Origin of the sequence: Shigella sp. FC1967 (genome assembly GCF_001743005.1) — a bacterium.
GTDB lineage: Bacteria > Pseudomonadota > Gammaproteobacteria > Enterobacterales > Enterobacteriaceae > Proteus.
Genome location: NZ_MIIZ01000824.1, coordinates 1 through 2,884, shown reverse-complemented (window position 1 = coordinate 2,884; position 2,884 = coordinate 1). Strand labels below are relative to the sequence as shown.

The 2,884-nt window shown below is 41.3% G+C and carries 4 protein-coding genes; 3 read left to right on the top strand and 1 reads right to left on the bottom strand.

Going from position 1 to position 2,884, the window contains the following annotated elements:
- On the top strand, positions 1-467 hold a 467-nt coding region (locus tag BHE89_RS13835), incomplete at its 5' end, for a HipA domain-containing protein (RefSeq protein WP_171742504.1).
- A 72-nt stretch (positions 468-539) separates the two neighbouring features.
- On the opposite strand, the gene metJ is transcribed toward BHE89_RS13835, so the two are convergent.
- Positions 540-857: a met regulon transcriptional regulator MetJ gene (gene metJ / locus BHE89_RS13830; protein ID WP_006534139.1), complete on the bottom strand. Its 318-nt coding sequence runs from the start codon at positions 855-857 to the stop codon at positions 540-542.
- 284 nt (positions 858-1,141) lie between these two features.
- Here metJ and metB point away from each other — a divergent pair, with 284 nt between their 5' ends.
- Both metB and BHE89_RS13820 read left to right on the top strand, forming a co-directional pair.
- Complete coding sequence (metB, locus tag BHE89_RS13825; RefSeq protein WP_069366833.1) at positions 1,142-2,302, top strand: cystathionine gamma-synthase; 1,161 nt, start codon at positions 1,142-1,144, stop codon at positions 2,300-2,302.
- A 9-nt stretch (positions 2,303-2,311) separates the two neighbouring features.
- A partial coding sequence (locus BHE89_RS13820; protein WP_458694224.1) for an amino acid kinase family protein occupies positions 2,312-2,884 on the top strand: 573 nt, incomplete at its 3' end.

The window sequence follows — 2,884 nt, the reverse complement described above, 5'->3', positions numbered from 1 at the left end:
TTTTTTCTTTACAAGCATTAGAGGCGCAGTTTGTCGGGCGAGCAAGAGAGCCATGGCCTGTGTTAGTTGATGCGTTAATTGAGCAAAAACAGGTTCAGACTGATGCCTCGGTAAGTACAATGCGACGTTGGGCATTTGGTATGTTGATTGGAAATACTGATATGCACCATGGCAATTTATCGTTTATTAGTCGCCATGGCCGACCATATGCGCTTGCGCCTGCTTACGATATTCTACCAATGGGATTTGCGCCTAAAGTAGGAGGAGAAATAGTCAACACACTGCGACCGGCGACATTACTTGATGGGATCAGCAGTGAAATTTGGCGGGAGAGTTTAGCACTCGCAGAGCAGTTTTATACTTTGCTTACTTATTGTCATGCTCTTTCTAACAATTTTTCTCCCTGCCTTAACGCGTTACGCAATCATCTGGATGAAGCGAGTTCGCGTATCTCTCGTCTAGCGTAATGCACAAATTGAAGCCCAAAGTGTTGGTTTTGGGCTTCTGGTTATATTTTTGCTATCAAAAATAATTTCTGATCAATATTCCCAAGTATCGGGATCAACCCCGCGCTGGCGCATTATTTCTTTTGCCTCTTCAGGGATTTCATCGTTACGTTCTTTACGTAAGTCTTCATCATTGGGGAGAGGCTGTCCGGTAAATGCGTGCAAAAATGCTTCACACAATAATTCACTATTGGTTGCATGTTTTAGGTTATTAACCTGACGGCGAGTGCGTTCATCAGTCAAAATTTTTAGCACTTTCAATGGAATTGAAACTGTAATTTTTTTAACTTGCTCACTCTTTTTGCCATGCTCAGCGTAAGGACTGATATATTCACCGTTCCATTCAGCCATGGATTACCTTAATTAATATCATTTAGTTGAAGTCAGAAGAGGGGGTTAACCCACATTCTGATGGGCAATACCAGTTTATCATGACTTTTCTAAAACCACCGACTCTTCTGGCTGAAGGTGAGAGGAAAAGTAACGGTTACTGGCGATATTTTCAATTTATGTATTATTCCATTACTTAATCTATCCGTAAAGGAGTATAGATGTCTAGATGTGTTGACGTCTTGGTGTCTAATTAGATATGCTGTTATCGACTTTTCCACTTATCGCTGTGACAAGGTGCCTGTATGACGAAGAAAACAGCAACAATGGCTATCCATAATGGGCTGAATGAAGACACACAATTTGGTTGTGTTGTACCGCCTATCTATCTTTCTAGTACCTATAATTTTTTAGAATTTAATCAGCCTCGTGATCATGATTATTCTCGTCGAGGTAATCCAACACGCGATATGGTACAAAAAACATTAGCTGAGCTAGAAGGTGGAGTGGGCGCGGTTGTCACTAGCAGTGGAATGTCAGCAATTCATTTAATTTGTACCGTTTTTCTAAAACCTGGTGATGTGATTGTGGCACCTCATGATTGCTATGGGGGAAGTTATCGCCTTTTTAATAGCCAACAAGCGCGTGGTGCTTACCGTGTGATTTTTGTTGATCAAAATGATGATATTGCACTTAAACGGGCTTTAGCACATCAGCCTAAACTTGTTTTTATCGAAACACCAAGTAATCCTCTTTTAAGAATAACGGATATTCAAAAGATCAGTAAACTTGCTCATCAACAAGGTGCTTTAGTGGTTGCTGATAACACGTTTATGAGCCCTGTTTTGCAAAAACCGTTAGCATTAGGCGCTGATATTGTTGTTCACTCATGTACAAAATATCTCAATGGACACTCAGATATTGTTGCAGGTGTTGTTATCTGTCAGTGTCAGAAACAGCTTGAGGAGCTAAGCTGGTGGGCGAATAATATTGGTGTCACATCGGGTGCATTTGATAGCTATTTATTATTACGAGGTATAAGAACATTAGTGCCTCGAATTCGACTTCAGCAAGAAAATGCACAGGCACTAGTGGCGTTTTTACAAGCTCAGCCATTAGTCGAAAAAATGTATTACCCCGCACTGGAAAATCATGCTGGCCATCAAATAGCAAAAAAACAGCAACAAGGTTTTGGTGCGATGTTAAGTTTTGAGTTAAAAGGAGGGCTGGATGTGATTAAACTCTTTTTATCTCAATTAACACTCTTTACACTGGCAGAATCTTTAGGTGGGGTAGAGACATTAATTTGTCACCCTGCCACCATGACACATGCAGGTATGTCAGAAGAAGCGAAAAGAATAGCAGGGATCAGCCCCTCATTACTTCGCATCTCAGTGGGTATTGAAGATAGTCAGGATTTAATCAACGATTTGCAAAGTGCGTTTGATGCAGCAACTAAAAGGTAACCATGGATCATGAGCGTAGTGGCGATTAAACAACAGGCGGAGCCGATTTGCCGTCAGTTACATAAATTCGGTGGTAGCAGTCTTGCGGACATAAAATGTTATCAACGTGTCGTGAATATCATGACGAACTATAGCCAACCTAATGACTTAATGGTGGTTTCTGCGGCGGGTTCGACGACGAATCAGTTGATTAGCTGGCTGAAACTGAGCCAAAGTGATCGTATTTCTGCCCATCAAGTTCAGCAAACTTTGCGCCGTTACCAGTTATCCTTAATTGAAGGGTTACTTTCAAAAGAGAATGCAGAATTACTTTCTCAAGCCTTTATTGCGGATCTTGAACGTTTAAGTTATTTGTTGGATAAACCGATTACAGACGCAACTTATGCAGAAGTTGTCGGCCACGGTGAAATTTGGTCTGCAAGATTAATGGCGAATTTGCTGACAGAGCAAGGCTTACCTAGCGTGTGGTTAGATGCGCGTGAATTTTTATGTGCTGAAAGAGCGGCTCAACCACAAGTCAACGACACTTTATCTCGCCCATTACTTCAATCATTATTAGCTAAACATCCTGAGCGTCGTTTT

Coding starts and splice junctions, on each gene's coding strand:
- metJ (WP_006534139.1), bottom strand. CDS start 857: ATGGCTGAATGGAACGGTGAATATATCAGTCCTTACGCTGAGCATGGC.
- metB (WP_069366833.1), top strand. CDS start 1,142: ATGACGAAGAAAACAGCAACAATGGCTATCCATAATGGGCTGAATGAA.